18 protein-coding genes are annotated in these 16,892 nt (G+C 71.6%); 16 read left to right on the top strand and 2 right to left on the bottom strand.

Features of this window, described 5'->3' with window-relative positions:
• Positions 1–15: 15 nt before the first annotated feature.
• The 13 genes from ABD127_RS07030 (at position 16) to ABD127_RS06970 (ending at position 12,388) form a co-directional block, all read left to right on the top strand.
• Positions 16–1,002, top strand: a complete 987-nt coding sequence (locus ABD127_RS07030; RefSeq protein ID WP_344199172.1) for a tetratricopeptide repeat protein — start codon at positions 16–18, stop codon at positions 1,000–1,002.
• A gap of 80 nt (positions 1,003–1,082) precedes the next feature.
• Entirely contained in the window at positions 1,083–1,427 is a 345-nt protein-coding gene (locus tag ABD127_RS07025; RefSeq protein ID WP_344199169.1) for a single-stranded DNA-binding protein, read from the top strand.
• Between the two features lie 9 nt (positions 1,428–1,436).
• Complete coding sequence (locus ABD127_RS07020) at positions 1,437–2,441, top strand: HAD-IIA family hydrolase (RefSeq protein WP_344199166.1); 1,005 nt, start codon at positions 1,437–1,439, stop codon at positions 2,439–2,441.
• Positions 2,438–2,635 carry a hypothetical protein gene (locus ABD127_RS07015; protein ID WP_344199163.1) on the top strand — a complete coding sequence of 66 codons (198 nt, stop codon included), beginning with the start codon at positions 2,438–2,440 and terminating at the stop codon, positions 2,633–2,635. Before ABD127_RS07020 ends, ABD127_RS07015 begins: the two co-directional genes overlap by 4 nt.
• Positions 2,632–3,447 carry a TlyA family RNA methyltransferase gene (locus tag ABD127_RS07010; protein ID WP_344199160.1) on the top strand — a complete coding sequence of 272 codons (816 nt, stop codon included), beginning with the start codon at positions 2,632–2,634 and terminating at the stop codon, positions 3,445–3,447. The genes ABD127_RS07015 and ABD127_RS07010 overlap by 4 nt, the downstream gene beginning before the upstream one ends.
• Positions 3,444–4,409: an NAD kinase gene (locus ABD127_RS07005; protein WP_344199158.1), complete on the top strand. Its 966-nt coding sequence runs from the start codon at positions 3,444–3,446 to the stop codon at positions 4,407–4,409. The genes ABD127_RS07010 and ABD127_RS07005 overlap by 4 nt, the downstream gene beginning before the upstream one ends.
• Entirely contained in the window at positions 4,409–6,100 is a 1,692-nt protein-coding gene (gene recN / locus ABD127_RS07000) for a DNA repair protein RecN (protein ID WP_344199155.1), read from the top strand. The genes ABD127_RS07005 and recN overlap by 1 nt, the downstream gene beginning before the upstream one ends.
• Positions 6,101–6,159: 59 nt before the next feature.
• A complete protein-coding gene (gene steA, locus ABD127_RS06995; RefSeq protein WP_344199152.1) occupies positions 6,160–7,338 on the top strand; it encodes a putative cytokinetic ring protein SteA in 1,179 nt (392 codons plus the stop codon).
• Positions 7,335–8,195 carry a copper transporter gene (locus ABD127_RS06990; RefSeq protein ID WP_344199149.1) on the top strand — a complete coding sequence of 287 codons (861 nt, stop codon included), beginning with the start codon at positions 7,335–7,337 and terminating at the stop codon, positions 8,193–8,195. Before steA ends, ABD127_RS06990 begins: the two co-directional genes overlap by 4 nt.
• 82 nt (positions 8,196–8,277) lie before the next feature.
• Entirely contained in the window at positions 8,278–9,978 is a 1,701-nt protein-coding gene (gene pyrG / locus ABD127_RS06985) for a CTP synthase (RefSeq protein WP_344199147.1), read from the top strand.
• Positions 9,975–10,583 carry an NUDIX domain-containing protein gene (locus tag ABD127_RS06980; RefSeq protein WP_344199144.1) on the top strand — a complete coding sequence of 203 codons (609 nt, stop codon included), beginning with the start codon at positions 9,975–9,977 and terminating at the stop codon, positions 10,581–10,583. The genes pyrG and ABD127_RS06980 overlap by 4 nt, the downstream gene beginning before the upstream one ends.
• A gap of 24 nt (positions 10,584–10,607) precedes the next feature.
• Positions 10,608–11,540, top strand: coding sequence for a site-specific tyrosine recombinase XerD (gene xerD / locus ABD127_RS06975; RefSeq protein ID WP_344199141.1), 933 nt, complete (start codon positions 10,608–10,610; stop codon positions 11,538–11,540).
• Between the two features lie 32 nt (positions 11,541–11,572).
• Positions 11,573–12,388 carry an NmrA family NAD(P)-binding protein gene (locus ABD127_RS06970; RefSeq protein ID WP_344199138.1) on the top strand — a complete coding sequence of 272 codons (816 nt, stop codon included), beginning with the start codon at positions 11,573–11,575 and terminating at the stop codon, positions 12,386–12,388.
• A gap of 26 nt (positions 12,389–12,414) precedes the next feature.
• Here the strand turns inward: ABD127_RS06970 and ABD127_RS06965 are convergent, their stop codons facing one another.
• Positions 12,415–13,050, bottom strand: coding sequence for a nuclease-related domain-containing protein (locus ABD127_RS06965; protein WP_344199136.1), 636 nt, complete (start codon positions 13,048–13,050; stop codon positions 12,415–12,417).
• Between the two features lie 217 nt (positions 13,051–13,267).
• Positions 13,268–13,759, bottom strand: coding sequence for a MarR family winged helix-turn-helix transcriptional regulator (locus ABD127_RS06960; RefSeq protein ID WP_344199133.1), 492 nt, complete (start codon positions 13,757–13,759; stop codon positions 13,268–13,270).
• Between the two features lie 101 nt (positions 13,760–13,860).
• Between ABD127_RS06960 and ABD127_RS06955 the strand changes: the two genes are divergently transcribed.
• The 3 genes from ABD127_RS06955 to ABD127_RS06945 all read left to right on the top strand — a co-directional run bounded on the left by ABD127_RS06955 (position 13,861) and on the right by ABD127_RS06945 (position 16,635).
• Positions 13,861–14,652 carry an SDR family NAD(P)-dependent oxidoreductase gene (locus ABD127_RS06955; protein ID WP_344199131.1) on the top strand — a complete coding sequence of 264 codons (792 nt, stop codon included), beginning with the start codon at positions 13,861–13,863 and terminating at the stop codon, positions 14,650–14,652.
• A gap of 117 nt (positions 14,653–14,769) precedes the next feature.
• Positions 14,770–16,146: an NAD-dependent succinate-semialdehyde dehydrogenase gene (locus ABD127_RS06950; protein ID WP_344199128.1), complete on the top strand. Its 1,377-nt coding sequence runs from the start codon at positions 14,770–14,772 to the stop codon at positions 16,144–16,146.
• Positions 16,147–16,392: 246 nt separating this feature from the next.
• A complete protein-coding gene (locus ABD127_RS06945) occupies positions 16,393–16,635 on the top strand; it encodes a winged helix-turn-helix domain-containing protein (protein WP_344199126.1) in 243 nt (80 codons plus the stop codon).
• Positions 16,636–16,892: the final 257 nt, after the last annotated feature.

The raw sequence follows: 16,892 nt of genomic DNA, 5'->3' as shown, positions 1-16,892 counted from the left end.
GGAGGTAGGACAATGGTGGATTCCCGTCCAGGACGTGGCGATCGCCAAGGACGTCCCGGTGGCTCGCGCGGTGGAGATCGCCCGCGCAGCGGCGGAGGCAGCAGCAGCGGTGGCTCTGGCGGCGAACGCCGAGGAGCCCGGGGCGGGGAGCGCGCCCAGGGTGGCCGTCCCGCCGACGAGCGCCGTCAGCAGGGCACCGGCGGCCGCGGCGGCAAGACCGGCGGCAAGCCGGGTGGCAACCGTTCGCAGGGTCGCCGGCCCCAGAGCGGCGGAGACCGTCCGTGGCGTGACCGCCCGGGTCGTGAGGGCCGTGAGGACCGCACCGCCGACCAGAAGATCTATGACGGACCGGACATCCCGGACGACATCAGCGCGAAGGATCTCGACAAGCACGCTCGCCAGGCCCTGCAGGGTCTGCCCGAGAAGCTCGCCGAGCGCGTCTCGCGCCACCTCGTGATGGCGGGCCTGCTGATGGCCAGCGATCCGGAGACCGCGTACCTGCACGCCCTGGCTGCCAAGGCCCGGGCCAACCGCAACGCCCTCATCCGCGAGGCCTGCGGTGAGACCGCTTATGCCGCCGGCAAGTACTCCGAGGCGCTGGCGGAGTTCCGCGCGGCCAAGCGTCTCAGCGGGCAGCAGATGTACGCGCCGATGATGGCCGACTGCGAGCGCGCCCTGCGTCGCCCGGAGAAGGCCCTGGCCTACGACACCCCCGACGTCCGCAAGACCCTCGACGACGCCGGGAACATCGAGCTCAGCATCGTGGTCGCCGGCGCCCGTCGCGACCTCGGTCAGGTCGAGGCCGCGATCCGTCTGCTCGAGACGGAGCCGCTGAGCTCGGCGTCCCGTGCGCCGTGGGTCGCTCGCCTGCGGTACGCGTATGCCGACACCCTCTTGGCCGCCGGTCGACGCGACGAGGCCGTCGAGTGGTTCCACCGCACGGTCGCGGTCGATGGTGACAAGGCGACCGACGCCGAGGAGCGCGTCGCCGAGCTGGAGTGACGTCTGTCCACAGGGCCCCGTCGTCCACGGCCTCCCCGGAGGCCGTGGCGGCGGGGCTTCGTCATGTCCAGGATCGGGACATGGACGAGACAACAGCGAATGACGTACGGCTCCGGGGACGTGTCTCCGGGGGCCCGGTGACACGCTCCCTCCCCAGCGGGGACGAGCTCGTGAGCCTGCGGATCGTCGTGCCGCGCAGCGCCGCGGCGCGGAAGCGATCCAAGGCGACGGTCGACACGATCGAGCTCACGGCGTGGACGGCGGCTCTTCGCCGGACGGCATCTCGGCTCAGCGAGGGGGACGTCATCGAGGTCACGGGCGAGCTCCGGCGTCGCTTTGCGCGTGGCAGCGGTGGGCCGCAGTCGTTCATGGGCGTCGACGTCACCTCCTGCCGCCGTGTCCGGGCCGATCCGGAGGCTCGCTAGCCTCGTCCCATGGAACGCGGAGCACGCCTGTCGTCGAGCACGTCGCCGCTGGCAGAGCACCATGACCTGGTGCTGCTCGACCTGGACGGCGTCGTCTACGTCGGACCGGACGCCGTGCCCCACGCCGTCGAGGCGATCCAACAGGTCGGGGACTCCGTGGCCTACCTGACGAACAACGCGACGCGTCCGGCCGCAGACGTCGCCGAGCACCTGCGCTCGTTCGGGCTCAGCCTGACCGACGAGGCCGTCGTGACCGCGGGCCAGGTGGTCGCCGACCTGGTGCTCGCCGAGGTGGGCGCGGGCGCGCCCGTCCTGCTGGCCGGTGCCGACGGGATGCGGGTCGCCCTCGAGCACGTGGGCTTGCGGGTCGTGACCTCTCTGGAGGACGATCCCCGCGCGGTGGTGCAGGGCGGCGTGATCGACGTCCGGTGGAGCGAGCTCGCGGAGGCCTCGTACGCCATCGCGGCTGGGGTGCCCTGGTTCGCGTCCAACCCCGACCTCACCTTCCCGACGCCGCGCGGTCTCGCCCCGGGCAACGGGGCGATGGTCGACGCCGTGGCGCTCGCGACGGGTACTCGGCCGGTCGTCGCAGGAAAACCGGAGCGCCCGATCTACGACGAGGCGCGCCGTCGCACCGGAGCCGCGAGTCCGATCATGGTGGGGGACCGTCCCGACACCGACATCGACGGGGCGATCGGTGCCGACATCGAGAGCCTCGTCGTCCTGACCGGGGTGTCGTCCCTGAGCGACGTCATGGGGCTGCCTGAGGGCAGTCGCCCCGGATTCGTGGCCACTGACCTGCGTGGACTCCACGAGGTCCACCCCCCGGTCGAGGTCGCTGACGGCCGCGCGACGTGCGGTGAGGCTGTCGCCGAGCTCCGGAACGGTGAGATCATGGTCAGCGGCGCCGAGGAGCGCAGCGTCCCCGCGCTCCGCGCGGCGGTGGCGCTGGCGTGGGACACCCGCGACCGTGGCGCGTACCTGTCGACCCTGGATGTGAGGATGGACGCATGAGCGAGCGTCAGCGAGCGGTCCCCCCGCCGGTCGAGCCGACGGGGCACGACGCGATCGACGAGGCCCTCGAGGCCCTGAGGCTCCTGGGCGACCTGCCCGTCACCGAGCACGTCGCCACGTACGACGCGATCCACCAGGTCGTGCGCACCTCCCTCGCCGAGGCCGGCCGAGCGGAAGGGTCCGGCACGCCGTGACCCGTCGCGTGCGGCTCGATGCCGAGCTCGTGCGCCGCGGACTCGCCCGGTCGCGTGACCACGCCGCCGGACTGATCGAGGCGGGCGCCGTGCGGGTGGGAGGCACCGTCGCGACGAAGGCTGCCACCCAGGTCGGCACCGACGCCGCCGTCGTGGTCCGCGAGGACACCGGACCGTCGTGGGCGTCCCGCGGCGCGCACAAGCTGCTCGGCGCCCTCGCGGTGTTCGAGCCGCTGGGGCTCACGGTCGAGGACCGTCGCTGCCTCGACGCCGGCGCCTCGACCGGCGGCTTCACCGACGTGCTGCTGCACCGGGGCGTGCGCGAGGTCGTCGCGGTCGACGTCGGGTACGGCCAGCTCGTCTGGGAGCTGCAGAACGACGAGCGCGTGCACGTGCACGACCGCACCAACGTCCGCACGTTGACGCCCGAGCAGATCGACGGTCCGGTCGACCTCGTCGTCTCCGACCTCTCCTTCATCTCCCTGCGCCTGGTGATGCCGGCGCTGGCCGCCTGCGCACGTCCGGACGGCGACATGGTGCTCATGGTCAAGCCGCAGTTCGAGGTCGGACGTGAGCGTCTGGGCAAGAATGGAGTCGTGAGGGATCCCCAGCTCCACGCGCAGGCCGTGGTCGACGTCTGCCACGCGGCGCAGGCGGTCGGCTGGGGCACGCGCGCCCTGGCCCCGAGTCCGTTGCCCGGCCCGGCCGGCAACGTCGAGTACTTCTGCTGGCTGCGGACCGACGCCGAACCGGTCGACCCGACCGACGCCGCGCGCGCCGTTGCCGAAGGACCCCTGGAGGTCGACGCATGAGCGATCTGGTCACGAGCGACCACGGCACCCGCACGGTCCTGGTCGTGACGCACGGCAGCCGCGTCGAGGCCGACGCCCTGGCGGTGTCGGTCGCGCGACAGCTGCAGGACGCGGGGATGCAGATCCGTGTGCTCGGGCCCGAGGGCGCGCGCCTCGAAGCCGCAGGTCTCACCGAGATGGAGTCGGTCGAACCGGGCACGACCGCGTCGGCCGGGTGTGAGCTCGCGATCGTGTTCGGCGGCGACGGCACGATCCTGCGGGCCGCCGAGATGTGCCGCGACCACGAGACCCCCATCCTGGGCGTCAACCTGGGCCACATCGGCTTCCTGGCCGAGGCCGACGCCGAGGACTCCGCCGACGTCGTGCGGGGCGTCATCGACCGCACCTACACGGTCGAGGACCGGCTGACGGTCGATGTCGACGTGCTGGTCGGCAAGCACGTCGTCGCCCGGAACTGGGCGCTCAACGAGGCCACGGTCGAGAAGCAGTCGCGCGAGCGGATGGTCGAGCTCGTGGTCGAGATCGACGGCCGCCCCGTCTCGCGATGGGGCTGCGACGGCATCGTGTGTGCCACGCCGACCGGCTCGACCGCCTACAACTTCAGCGCCGGTGGCCCCATCGTGTGGCCCGAGGTCGCAGCGCTCCTGATGGTGCCCATCAGCGCCCACGCCCTGTTCGCCCGGCCCCTCGTGGTCTCGCCCGACTCGACGCTCGCGATCGAGATCGTCGACCAGCGCGGCGAGGGCGTGCTGTGGTGCGACGGACGTCGGGCCGCCGACCTGCCGTCGGGGGCCCGGGTCGAGGTGCGGCGCGGCGCCCACAGCGTGCGCCTGGCGCGCCTGCGGGAGGCGACCTTCGCCGACCGTCTGGTCCGCAAGTTCGACCTGCCGGTCGAGGGCTGGCGCGGCGAGGCCGCCCGGCGCATGGCCGCCGGTGAGGGCCACGGGGGGAGTGGTTCCTGATGTGGCGCCACCTCGAGCTGCGGTCGCTGGGCGTCATCGAGCACGCCGAGCTGCCGCTCGACGCCGGGTTCACCGTGATCACGGGCGAGACCGGAGCCGGCAAGACCATGGTCGTCACGGCCCTCGGGCTCCTGCGCGGTGAGCGCTCCGACGCCGGGCTCGTGCGCCACGGATCCGACCAGGCCCGGGTCGAGGCGATCATCGACGTCGCCGGGCGCGAGTCCGTCACCCGCCAGGTCGACGACGCCGGCGGATCGGTCGACGACGACGAGCTGGTCATCGCGCGTGCCGTGTCGGCGCAGGGCCGCTCGCGCGCGTACGCCGGAGGCACCTCGGTGCCCGCCGGGCTGCTGACCGACCTGACCGACGAGCTCGTCGCGGTGCACGGCCAGTCCGACCAGCACCGCCTCGCGCGCCCGGCCCACCAGCGCGCCGCGCTCGACGCCTTCGCCGGGCCGGCCGTCAGCTCGCTCCTGGACGAGTACGGCCCCGCCTTCCGCCGCTGGCGTGAGATCGACGACCGTCTCCAGAGGCTGCGCTCCGCGTCGCAGGAACGGGCGCGCGAGCTGGACGCCGCGCAGCACGGACTCGCCGAGATCGACGAGGTCGCCCCCGTCGCAGGTGAGGACGCCGAGCTCGAGGCCGTCGAGTCACGGCTGGCGCACGCCGAGTCGCTCGCACGGGCCGCCCAGATGGCGCACGACCTGCTCACCGGTGACGTCGAGCAGGCCGTCGGCCCCGAGGGTGCCGGCCCGCTGGCCGCCCAGGCGGCTGCCGAGCTCGACGCGCAGGCCAGCCACGATCCCGAGCTCGAGGCCCTCGCCGTGAGGGTCGGCGAGCTCTCGGTCACCCTGACCGACCTGGCGGGCGACCTCGCCGGCTACCTCGCGTCGGTCGACCTCGACCCCGCGGGGCTCGCCACGGTGCAGGAGCGTCGCGCGCGGCTGGGTCAGCTGCAGCGCAAGTACGGCCCCTCGCTCGACGACGTCCTGGCCTGGGCCGACGACGCCCGCAGCCGCGTGCTCGACCTCGGGGCCGACGACGACACCGTCGCCGCGCTCGAGGCGGAGCGCGACGCGCTGCACGCCGACCTGCTGCGGCTGGCCGCCCGGCTCACCGAGGTGCGCACGGAGGCGGGGGAGCGGCTCGCGACGAAGGTCGGTGCGGAGCTCGAGGCCCTCTCGATGAAGTCCGCCCGTCTCGTGGTGCAGATCGGTGCCGCCGAGCTGGGCGCCTGGGGCGCCGACACGGTCGAGCTGCTGTTCGCCGCGAACTCCGGAGCCGCACCGCGCCCGCTGGCCAAGGGTGCCAGCGGCGGTGAGCTCTCGCGCCTGATGCTCTCGCTCGAGGTCGTGCTGGCCGACCGGTCCGACGTGCCCACCCTGGTCTTCGACGAGGTCGACGCCGGTATCGGCGGGCGCGCCGCGGTCGAGGTCGGCCGGCGCCTCGCGGCCCTGGCCGAGAACGCCCAGGTCCTCGCGGTGACCCACCTCCCGCAGGTCGCGGCCTTCGCGCAGCACCACTTCCGGGTGCTGAAGGACGACGACGGCAACGTCACGAGCAGCTCGGTCGTGCGCCTCACGGGGCAGGACCGCGTCGACGAGCTGGCCCGCATGCTGGCCGGTCTGGAGGACTCCTCGGCGGCGCAGCAGCACGCACGCGAGCTTCTCGCGCTCGCCGGACACGCCTGACACTCCCGCCCCCGCGCGCTCCCCGGAATACCGCGCCCCGCGTGGCACGATGGTCGACGATGTCCATCTTCAAGCGTGGCGGCGGGCGCTCCTCCGACGCCCCCGGTGTCTCCGGCCCTGCGCGCATCGCGCGGGGCGGCGCCGAGGTGACCGCCGGCATCCGTGCCGGTGACGTCGCGATCATCGACCGCACCGACCTGGACGCCGACGACGCCGCCGAGCTCGTGAAGCTCAAGGTTGCCGCCGTCGTCAACGTCGCGTCGTCGACGACCGGCAAGTTCCCTTCCGTCGGTCCCGAGCTGCTGTCCGAGGCGGGCATCCCGCTCGTCGACCAGGTCGGCGACGGCGTCGTGACCCGGCTGCGCAGCGGCGACCTGGTGCGCGTGCACGAGGGCAAGATCTTCCGCGACGGCGTGCTCGTGGCCAGCGGCATCGCCCGCGACGGCGCCCAGGTGAAGGCCGACTACTCGGAGGCCTCGAGCGACTTCACGACGCGGCTCGACACGCTGGCCGTCAACGCGTCGGAGCACCTGCGTCGCGAGCACGCGATGCTGCTCGACGGCGTGCGCGTGCCCCGCCTCTCGACCCGGCTCAAGGGTCGGGCCGTCGTGGTCGTGTCGGACTCCTTCGACGCCGCTGCCGACCTCAAGGCGCTCAAGCGCTTCGTGCTCGACCGCGACCCGGTCATGGTCGGGGCCGGCAAGGGCGCCGACCTGATCCTCAAGGCTGGCTACCAGCCCGACGTCGTCGTCGGCTCGGTCGAGGGCTTCAGCTCGCCGGTCCTGGACTCGGCGCGCGAGCTCGTCGTCACGACGGCCTCCGGCCAGATCCAGACCCCCGAGCGGCTCGAGAAGCACCAGAAGGACGTCGTGCGATTCGTCGCCGACGGCGAGGACGCCGACCTGGCGATCCTGCTCGCCGACGCGAACGGCGCCTCCGTCATCGTGCACGCCGGCGCCGCACCCACGCTGGGCGACTTCCTGGGTCAGAGCCCGGGCCTGGTCGGTCCGGCGTTCGTCGTGCGCCTGCGCTCGGCGGCCAAGCTCGTCGACGCCAAGGTCGTCGGGCACCTCACGACGGGACGGATGTCGGTCTGGCCGATCCTCCTGCTCGTGCTCTGCGCGGCCGTCGCCATGGGCGTCGCGCTCTCCCTCACCTCCACCGGTGGCGACGTCACCGGGTGGGTCACCGACCAGTTCAGTGACCTCCTCTCCTGGATCGAAGGACTCAGGTCGTGATCAACTTCCGTTACCACGTCGTCTCGCTCGCGGCGGTCTTCCTCGCGCTCGCCGTCGGCGTCGCCCTGGGAGTCGCGTTCGTCGACTCCGACGACAACGGCGCCGGCGGTGGTGGCGACTCGCGTGCCGACACCGCGGAGCAGGCCTTCGAGACGGCGTTCGCCGACGCCTCGGCCGGCATCGTCGGTCAGGGCCTGGCCGACCGCCGGGTCGTCGTCGTGACGACCCCTGGCGCCCGCACCTCCGAGGTCGAGGACCTGACGGCGCGCATCTCCGACGCCGGCGGCTCGGTTGTCGGCGAGGTCGCGCTGACGACCAAGCTGCTCGACTCGGCCAACCGCCAGTTCGCCGAGTCGATCGCGCAGCAGTCCGCCGGTGACGTGCCCGGCGTGCAGTCCGGTGAGGACAGCTACACCCGCATCGGTGCTGCCCTGGCGCGCGCGCTGATGGGCGACCCGGAGCTCGACGAGCAGGCCTCGACGATCCGCTCCGCGTTCGAGCAGGGAGGTCTGATCGACCTGCCCAGCGCCCCGACGGAGCGCGCCGACCTCGCGCTCGTCGTGATCGGGCCCAGCTCGGCCGACAGCGCCCGCGGCGAGATCCTGGCCGCCGTGACCTCCCAGCTCGCGACCTCCGGCGCCGGAGGCGCGGTCGTCGGACCGTCGACGACCAGCGTCGACGGCGGCGTCCTCGACCAGGTGCGCTCCAGCGACGGAGCGGGCTCGTTCTCGACCGTCGACGTGACCGATCTGGCCGCCGGTCGCCTGATCTCGGTGCTGGCGCTCGTGAAGTCGTCGGGCGGACAGAACGGATCGTGGGGAACGACACGCAGCGCAGACGGACAGCTGCCCCAGTAGGGCCCCGCGGGGTGTAGGCTGGAATCCCGTGGTGGATTGTCCATCCGGCCCCCATCGGGGGCACTGAACCACGGGAGTCGCCTTGGCCGGTAGCGGGTCGGAAGCCAACAGAGTCACCAAGCACGTCTTCGTCACTGGAGGCGTCGCGTCGTCGCTCGGCAAGGGGCTCACCGCCTCGAGCCTGGGGCGCCTGCTCAAGTCGCGCGGTCTGCGCGTCACGATGCAGAAGCTGGATCCGTACCTCAACGTCGATCCCGGCACGATGAACCCGTTCCAGCACGGCGAGGTCTTCGTGACCGACGACGGCGCCGAGACCGATCTCGACATCGGCCACTACGAGCGCTTCCTCGACGAGGACCTCGTGGGTCGCGCGAACGTCACGACCGGTCAGGTCTACTCCGAGGTCATCGCGCGCGAGCGGCGCGGCGACTACCTGGGCGACACCGTCCAGGTGATCCCGCACATCACGAACGAGATCAAGGACCGCATGCTCTCGATGGGCGGCCCGGACATCGACGTCGTGATCCACGAGATCGGCGGCACGGTGGGCGACATCGAGAGCCAGCCGTTCCTGGAGTCGGCGCGCCAGGTGCGCCACGAGATCGGCCGTACCAACGTGTTCTTCCTGCACGTCTCGCTGGTGCCGTACATCGGCCCGTCGGGCGAGCTCAAGACCAAGCCGACGCAGCACTCCGTCGCGGCACTGCGCTCGATCGGCATCCAGCCCGACGCGATCGTGTGCCGCTCCGACCGGGAGATCCCGGACGGCGTGAAGCGCAAGATCTCGCTGATGTGCGACGTCGAGCCGGAGGCCGTCGTCACCGCGAGCGACGCGCCGTCGATCTACGACATCCCGAAGGTGCTGCACTCCGAGGGCCTCGACGCCTATGTCGTGCGCCGTCTCGATCTGCCGTTCCGCGACGTCAACTGGACCGAGTGGGACGCGCTGCTGCGCCGCGTGCACGAGCCGGCCGACGAGGTCACGATCGCCCTGGTCGGCAAGTACATCGACCTGCCCGACGCGTACCTCTCGGTGGGCGAGGCGCTGCGCGCCGGCGGCTTCGCGAACGACGCCAAGGTGCACCTGCGGTGGGTCCCGTCGGACGAGTGCGCGACCGAGGCGGGTGCCGCGCGGATGCTCGGCGACGTCGACGCGATCTGCATCCCCGGTGGCTTTGGCATCCGCGGCATCGAGGGCAAGATCGGCGCCCTGAAGTACGTCCGCGAGCGGGGCATCCCGACGCTGGGCCTGTGCCTGGGTCTGCAGTGCATCGTCATCGAGTACGCCCGCAACAAGGCCGGCATCGAGGACGCGAGCTCGTCGGAGTTCGACGCCAACACCTCGGCCCCCGTCATCGCGACGATGGCCGAGCAGCAGGCGTTCGTCGAGGGCGCGGGCGACCTGGGCGGCACGATGCGCCTGGGCCTGTACCCCGCGTCGCTGGCGCCCGAGAGCATCGTGGCCGAGGTCTACGGCAGCGACAAGGTCGAGGAGCGCCACCGCCACCGCTACGAGGTCAACAACGCCTACCGCGAGCAGATCGCCGCGGCCGGCCTGTCGTTCAGCGGCACGTCGCCCGACGGCTCGCTCGTGGAGTTCGTCGAGCTGCCGCGCGAGGTGCACCCGTACTACGTCGCGACGCAGGCCCACCCGGAGCTGCGCTCGCGTCCGACCCGGCCGCACCCGCTGTTCTCGGGCCTGGTCAAGGCGGCCCTGCGACGTCAGCGCGAGACGCGTCTCCCGGTCGACGTCGTCGGCGCGGGCACGGCCGACGCCGAGTGAGCGCGCACCCCTCGCTCCCGGGCAGGCTGGCCCCGGACGACCTCGCCGACCAGGAGGCGTCCTGGCCGGTCGCCGCGTCGGAGACGTTCTACGACACGACGTACGTCTCCCTGCGTCGCGACACGATCGTCGACCCGTCGGGCGGTGAGCACCCCCGGGCGGTGGTGCAGCCGCGCGGTGCGGTCGGCGTGATCGCTCTCGACGACGACGACCGCATCCTGCTCGTGGCGCAGTACCGTCACCCGGTCGGTCGCCGGATGATCGAGCTGCCGGCCGGCATCCTCGACGTCGAGGGGGAGGACCCCCGCGACACCGCCGCGCGCGAGCTCGCCGAGGAGGCGGACGTGCAGGCCGAGCACTGGGAGCACCATCTCGTGATCCGGTCGTCGCCCGGCTACACGAGCGAGGCGCTCACGGTGTTCCGGGCCACGGGGCTGTCGCCGGTGCCGGAGGACCAGCGCACGAAGCGCGAGGCGGAGGAGGCGGACATGGAGCAGTGGTGGCTGCCGTTCGCCGACGCCGTCGCGGCCGTGCTGGACGGCCGCATCTCGAACGGGTTGGCGATCGGCGCGATCCTGGCCGAGCACGCCCGCCGCACGCGGTGAGCTGCCCGTGAGCGAGCGCCGCAGATGACCGAGGGTGGTGACCTCGACCGCGCGATCTCCGACTACCTCGCGCACCTCGGGGTCGAGCGGGGGCTCGCGGACAACACGCTGCTCTCGTACCGCCGCGACCTGCGGCGCTACCTCGACCACCTGCGGCTGATCGGTCGCACGCTCCCGGCCGAGGTCGAGGAGGCCGACGTGCTGGCGTTCGTGGCAGCGATGCGCACGGGCGACGACGAGCACCCCCCGCTGGGGCCGGCCAGCGTGGCGCGGCACGTCGTGACGGTGCGCGGGCTGCACCGGTTCTGGCTGCGGGAGCAGCTGGTCGCGGTCGACGTGGCGGCGGAGATCCGTCCGCCGCGGCCCGACCAGCGTCTGCCGAAGGCGCTGCCGCTCGACCAGGTCGAGGCGATCCTCGAGGCGGCGGGTGCGCCCGGCACCACGCTGGCGCGGCGCGACCGGGCGCTGCTCGAGATCCTCTACGGCACCGGAGCCCGCATCTCCGAGGCCGTCGGCATCGACGTCGACGACCTCGACCGCGAGGAGGGCGCGCTGCTGCTGCGCGGCAAGGGCGGCAAGCAGCGGATCGTTCCCGTCGGCAGCTACGCGATCGCCGCGATCGAGGCCTACCTGACGACGGCGCGGCCGAAGCTCGTCTCGACCACCGTGGGCACGCCCGCGCTGTTCCTCAACGCTCGTGGCGGGCGACTGTCGCGCCAGAGCGCCTGGACGGTCCTCACCCGTGCGGCGCGGCAGGCCGGGGTCGCCGCCGACGTCTCCCCGCACACGATGCGTCACTCGTTCGCGACCCACCTGCTCGACGGAGGGGCCGACGTCCGCGTCGTGCAGGAGCTGCTGGGGCACGCCTCGGTCACCACGACGCAGATCTACACGCTCGTGACGGTCGACAAGCTGCGCGAGGTCTACGCCTCGGCGCACCCCCGCGCGCAGCGCTGAGCCCCGCTTGAGTGCTGTGCTGAGGTGGAGGCATGACGCGAGTACTGGTGACGCAGGTTCGGGGCAAGACCGGGGCGCCGTTGGCGGGGCTGCTGGTCGGACGGGGCGCGGAGGTGCTCGGCGGCACGCGCGACCCGGCTGCTCTGGACCTGCCGGGCGTGACGCCCGTGGTGTTCTCGTGGGACGAGCCCGAGACCTGGGCGCCGGCGCTGGATGGAATCAATGCGGTCTACCTCGTCCGCCCCGACTGGGAGAACGCGCCCGAGATTATCGAGGCGTTCCTGGCGAAGGCCGGGCCTGACGTGCACGTCGTGTTCCTGTCGGAACAGGACGCCGACTACAGCGGGCCCGACGGCTGGTCGCCCCGCAACGAGAAGGCTGTGCGGGACAGCGGCCGGCCAAGGACGATCCTGCGGCCGAGCTGGTTCTCGCAGTCGTTCACCGATCCTCGGCTGTTCGCCGGGCCGGTTCTGGGGGACGGCGAGCTGCCGTTCCCGGCCGCCGGTGGACGTGTCGCGTGGATCGACGCGCGTGACATCGCCGCGGTGGCAGCGGTCGCGCTCACTGAGGACGGTCACGCCGGCCAGATCTACGAGATCACCGGACCGGAGGCGCTGACCCTGCCGGAGACCGCGGAGGTGCTGTCGGCGTCGCTGGGGCGGCCCGTCGTCCACCGCGACCTCACGATCGCGGAGGCCACGGCCGAGTCCGAGGGCTTCGGGCGCGAGCTCGATGCGCTCACCTTCGAGCGGGTCGCCGCCGGAAGCTTCGCCACGGTGACCGACACCGTCGAGCGCGTCACGGGCCGCGCCCCGAGGCCGCTGTCGGAGCTGGATCTTCCTGGCTGACAGGTGACGGCCACGCGATCGCGTCGCTAGGCGGGAGGCAGGGCCCGAGCGAGTGTCGCGTAGGTGTGGTGGATCGTCGCCGCGTCCAGCGGTCCGTCGGCCTCGAGCAGCGGGTAGAGCTTCTTTGGCCAGAGGACGTCGATGCTGCGGGTCGTGAACGCGCCTCCGAAGAGCGGCCAGTCCGACTCGACAAAGCACAGGACCCCGCGAACGGGCACGTCCTCATCGACAATGCCCTTCACCAGCTCGACCTGCTTCAGAGCGCCGTCAACGAGCTTGGTGCAGTTGCGTGAGTCCACCATGAGCTTCTCGACGCGAGGGCGGAGCAGACCGCCCTCGACCCGGAGGCTCGGGCGCCCGGAGTATCGCTTGGGATCGACGACGAAGACTCCGTTCGCGGTCACGACGAGGTGGTCGATGTTGGAGCGCGACCCGGGGATCCGACGGTCGTGCAGGACGCGGAGCGAGTCGGACGCCAGCGCGTTGAGCTGTCGGCCGATGCGTTCCTCACCGATCGCGCCGGTGTCCCACGAGGTGGTGCTCTGGGGCTCGCTGCTCAGTGTGAGGATCAATCCACCCAGGCGCGGGTTCTTCGTTCGGACGCGCTTCTCGCGAGCAGCCTTGCGCCGCTCGAACTCGCGTCGGGCGGAGGCTCCCGGCATTCCCGGATCGATGGGACCGGAAGGCCCTAGCGGTGGTGTGGCCTCGTCCTGGTGCGTCACGCATCGGACAGTCTTTGTGGACCGCTCGTAGATCGCCTCAGCCTTCGCTGCCAACGCGACCTCGCACACGCGGCACACGCCCGCGTACCGAAGTCGCATCCGCTTCTCCCGGCCCGGAGTCTCCCTCTCCATGCCTGGACGGTAACGGCTGGCGGGGTCACCGACTGGCGGGATCCCAGCCGTCGTCGTCGCGGATCGCCCGTGCGATGCGGCGGGTGATCTCGCGCAGCTGGCGGGTCTGGGCCCGCGTGAGCTGGTCGAGCACGAGTCGGTGGACCGTGGCGACGTGGCCGGGGGTCGCCTGAGCGACCTTCTCGGCGCCGGTGCCGGTGAGGATCGCCAGCGTGTAGCGTCCGTCGGCCGGGTCGGGTTCGCGGCGGAGCCACCCCTTCGTCTCCAGGCGCGTCGCTGCACGGGAGAGGCGGGAGAGCGAGCTGTTGGCGTAGTCGGCGAGCACGCTCATGCGCAGCGTGTGGTCCGGCGCCTCGGACAGTGCGTAGAGGATGCCGTACTCGAAGTGCGTCAGCCCGGAGTCGCGGAGCAGCTGCTGGTCGAGCGCGGGCGGGAGCCACTCCAGCACGGTCGCGAGGGACGCCCACGTCTCGAGGTCGTCGCCCGCGAGGGCGGTGGGTCGGTCGGCGTCAGCCATGTCACGAGACTACCCGATGACTTGATCAGGCAAGTCAATCTGTCTACGCTTCACTTGACTGATCAAGTCATGATCGGCATCGGCGGGAGGAGGGGATCGAGATGGAGCTGGGTCTGTCGGGCAAGCGAGCGTTCGTCAGCGGGTCGACACAGGGCATCGGTCGAGCGATTGCGCGACGGCTGCTCGACGAGGGTGTGGAGGTCGTGGTCAACGGGCGCGACGAGGCGCGGGTGGCCGCGGCGGTGGACGAGCTGGGGGAGTCCGTGCCGAGCGCCGTGGTGTCGGGCATCGCCGCCGACTTCGCAGATGCGGACCAGGTCCGGGGCCTGATCGCTCGGCTCGGGTGCGTCGACATCCTGGTCAACAACGTGGGCGTGTTCGAGGTGAAGCCGTTCGCGGAGATCTCGGACGACGACTGGCAGCGCTACTTCGACGTCAACGTGATGAGCGGCGTGCGGCTCTCGCGACACGCGCTCCCGCAGATGCTGGCCAACGGATGGGGGCGGGTCCTGTTCATCAGCAGCGAGTCGGGCGTGAACGTGCCTGCCGACATGACGCACTACGGGATGACCAAGGCAGGCATGCTCGCCGTCGGCAACGGGCTCGCCAAGCTGACCCGCGGCACGGACGTCACGGTCAACACGATCCTCGGCGGGCCGACCTACTCCGACGGCGTGGCTCGAGCGGTCGAGCAGATCTCGCGGGCCCAGTTGATGCCTGCGGACGACCTCAAGCAGGCCATCGCCGCGGGCAACCCGACGTCGCTCCTGGAGCGATTCATCGATCCCGACGAGATCGCCAACCTGGCGCTCTACCTCGCGAGCCCGCTCGCCTCGGCCACGAACGGTGCCGCTGTGCGGGCCGACGGGGGAGTGCTCACGGGGATGTTGTGAGGGCGGGTCGGGCGGTGCTGGTGTTCAGTGCGGGCCACGCGGTCACGGGTTGTCCTTCTCAGGAGACCGTCACCTGCAGCAGTGCGTGCTCACGCTCCAACCGGGTACTTCTCCTACATGGCTTCCACCACCACGATCAACCCCGCCACGGGCGAGGACCTCACGACCTACGAGCTGCACACCGACGCGGAGGTCGGGCAGATCATCGTGGCGTCGCACGAGGCGTTCCAGTCCTGGCGCACCACGCCGCTCGAGGAGCGCGCCGACACGATCCGCGCGCTCGGTGAGCTGCTCCGCAAGAACGAGCGCGAGCTCTCGGAACTGATGACCGCCGAGATGGGCAAGCCGATCGAGCAGGGATCGCAGGAGGTGCAGCTGTGCGCCGCGATCTGCGACTGGACGGCCGATAACGCCGCTGACGCGCTCGCCGACGTCGACCAGCCGATGGAGGGAGGCCGCGCGATCATCACGAGCTCGCCGATCGGCGTGATCTACGGCATCCAGCCGTGGAACTTCCCGATTTACCAGGTGATCCGGTACAGCGTCCCGCAGCTCGTCGCCGGCAACACCGTGCTGCTGAAGCACGCCAACTCCGTGTTCGGCACGGCGCTGCGCCTCGAGGAGCTCTACCGCGAGGCCGGCCTGCCGGAGAACGCGTTCCGCGCGCTGCTGATCGACCACGACCAGTCTGATGACGTCATCGCGCACCAGAAGGTGCGGGGCGTGACGCTCACGGGCTCGGACGTCGCCGGCAAGCACGTCGCCGCGCTGGCGGGGGAGCACCTGAAGAAGTCGGTCGTCGAGCTGGGCAGCAACGACGCCTACCTCGTGCTCGCCGACGCCGACGTGGATCTCGCGGTCGAGGTCAGCGTGCAGGGCCGCATCACCAACAACGGCCAGACGTGCGTGGGCGCCAAGCGCTTCATCGTCGTCGACGCGGTCTACGACGAGTTCCGTGACGCCTACGTCGAGGCGATGAAGGCTGTCGAGCTGGGCGACCCGACGAAGGACGGCACCGAGCTCGGCCCGATGTCGCGCGAGCAGCTGCGCGACGAGCTCCACGAGCAGGTCGAGGACTCGGTCAAGGAGGGCGCGACGGTGCTGGTCGGCGGCGAGAAGCCCGACCGCGCCGGTGCCTGGTACCCGGCGACGGTGATCGAGGACGTCAAGCCCGGTCAGCCGGCCTACGACGACGAGCTGTTCGGTCCGGTCGCGGCGCTGATCCGCGCGAAGGACGACGAGGACGCGATGCGCATCGCCAACGACTCGCGCTACGGCCTCGGTGGCGGCATCTTCTCGCGCGACGAGAAGCGCGCGATCGAGCTGGCCCGGACCGAGTTCGACACCGGAATGGTCAACATCAACGGCTTCAGCCTGGCCCAGCCGAACCTGCCGTTCGGCGGTGTGAAGGACTCCGGCTACGGCCGCGAGCACGGTGACGCGGGGTTCAAGGAGTTCGTGAACGTCAAGACCCTGATGATCGCGGAGGCGTGATCTCAGGGGAGGCGGGTGTGACTCTTTGCGGGGACGCGAGACACTGGGGCCGTGGCTGAGTACTGCGATCTGTGCGACCTGGCTCTCGACCAATGCCCTCACGGTCGCCCCGAACCGGTCGTGGTGCCGAAGGCTGCTGAACCCAAGAAGCCGGCAGCGCCGCGGAAGGCGAAGTCGGCGCAGCCGCGAGTCGAGACGCGTCGAGTCGCTGCACCCCGTCGCGCGTCCCACACGGTCTACCGCGGGGTGATCCTCGAGATCCTGCGGGACATGGGTGGCCGCGGCGAGGCGGACGCCATCCTCGCCGAGGTCGAGCGTCGCCTGGCACCCCGCCTTCGTGACGGCGACTACGAAGAGGTGCAGGGCGAGGCGCGATGGCACCGCGCTGCCCGGTTCGAGCGGAAGGACCTGGTCGAGGCCGGTCTTCTCGAGCCGGTGCTCGAGCGCGGCATCTGGCAGCTGACGGCCGCGGGCTTCATCGAGGATTGACGTCGTCGGTGTCAGTCCCGAGTTGAGGGCTTCGCTGCTTGCCACCGCAGCAGGCCGCTCGCGATCATCCCCGCGGCATCTTGTGCCGGGTCGGTGTGCGCGCCTCGGCCATCGCACTGACGCAGTCCCGGCACGTCGATCCGTCGGTGGCACGGAACGACTCGTCGAAGAGGACGGGCCACTCCGTCACGACGAGCCCACAGGCAGCGGTGCCGTCACCGATCCGGCGAGCGTGCACGCGCCCGTCAAGGGCCCAT

Source organism: Aeromicrobium alkaliterrae (assembly GCF_039529015.1).
In the GTDB taxonomy this organism is placed as follows: Bacteria; Actinomycetota; Actinomycetes; order Propionibacteriales; family Nocardioidaceae; genus Aeromicrobium; species Aeromicrobium alkaliterrae.
This window is presented reverse-complemented; position numbering and strand designations above follow the sequence as displayed.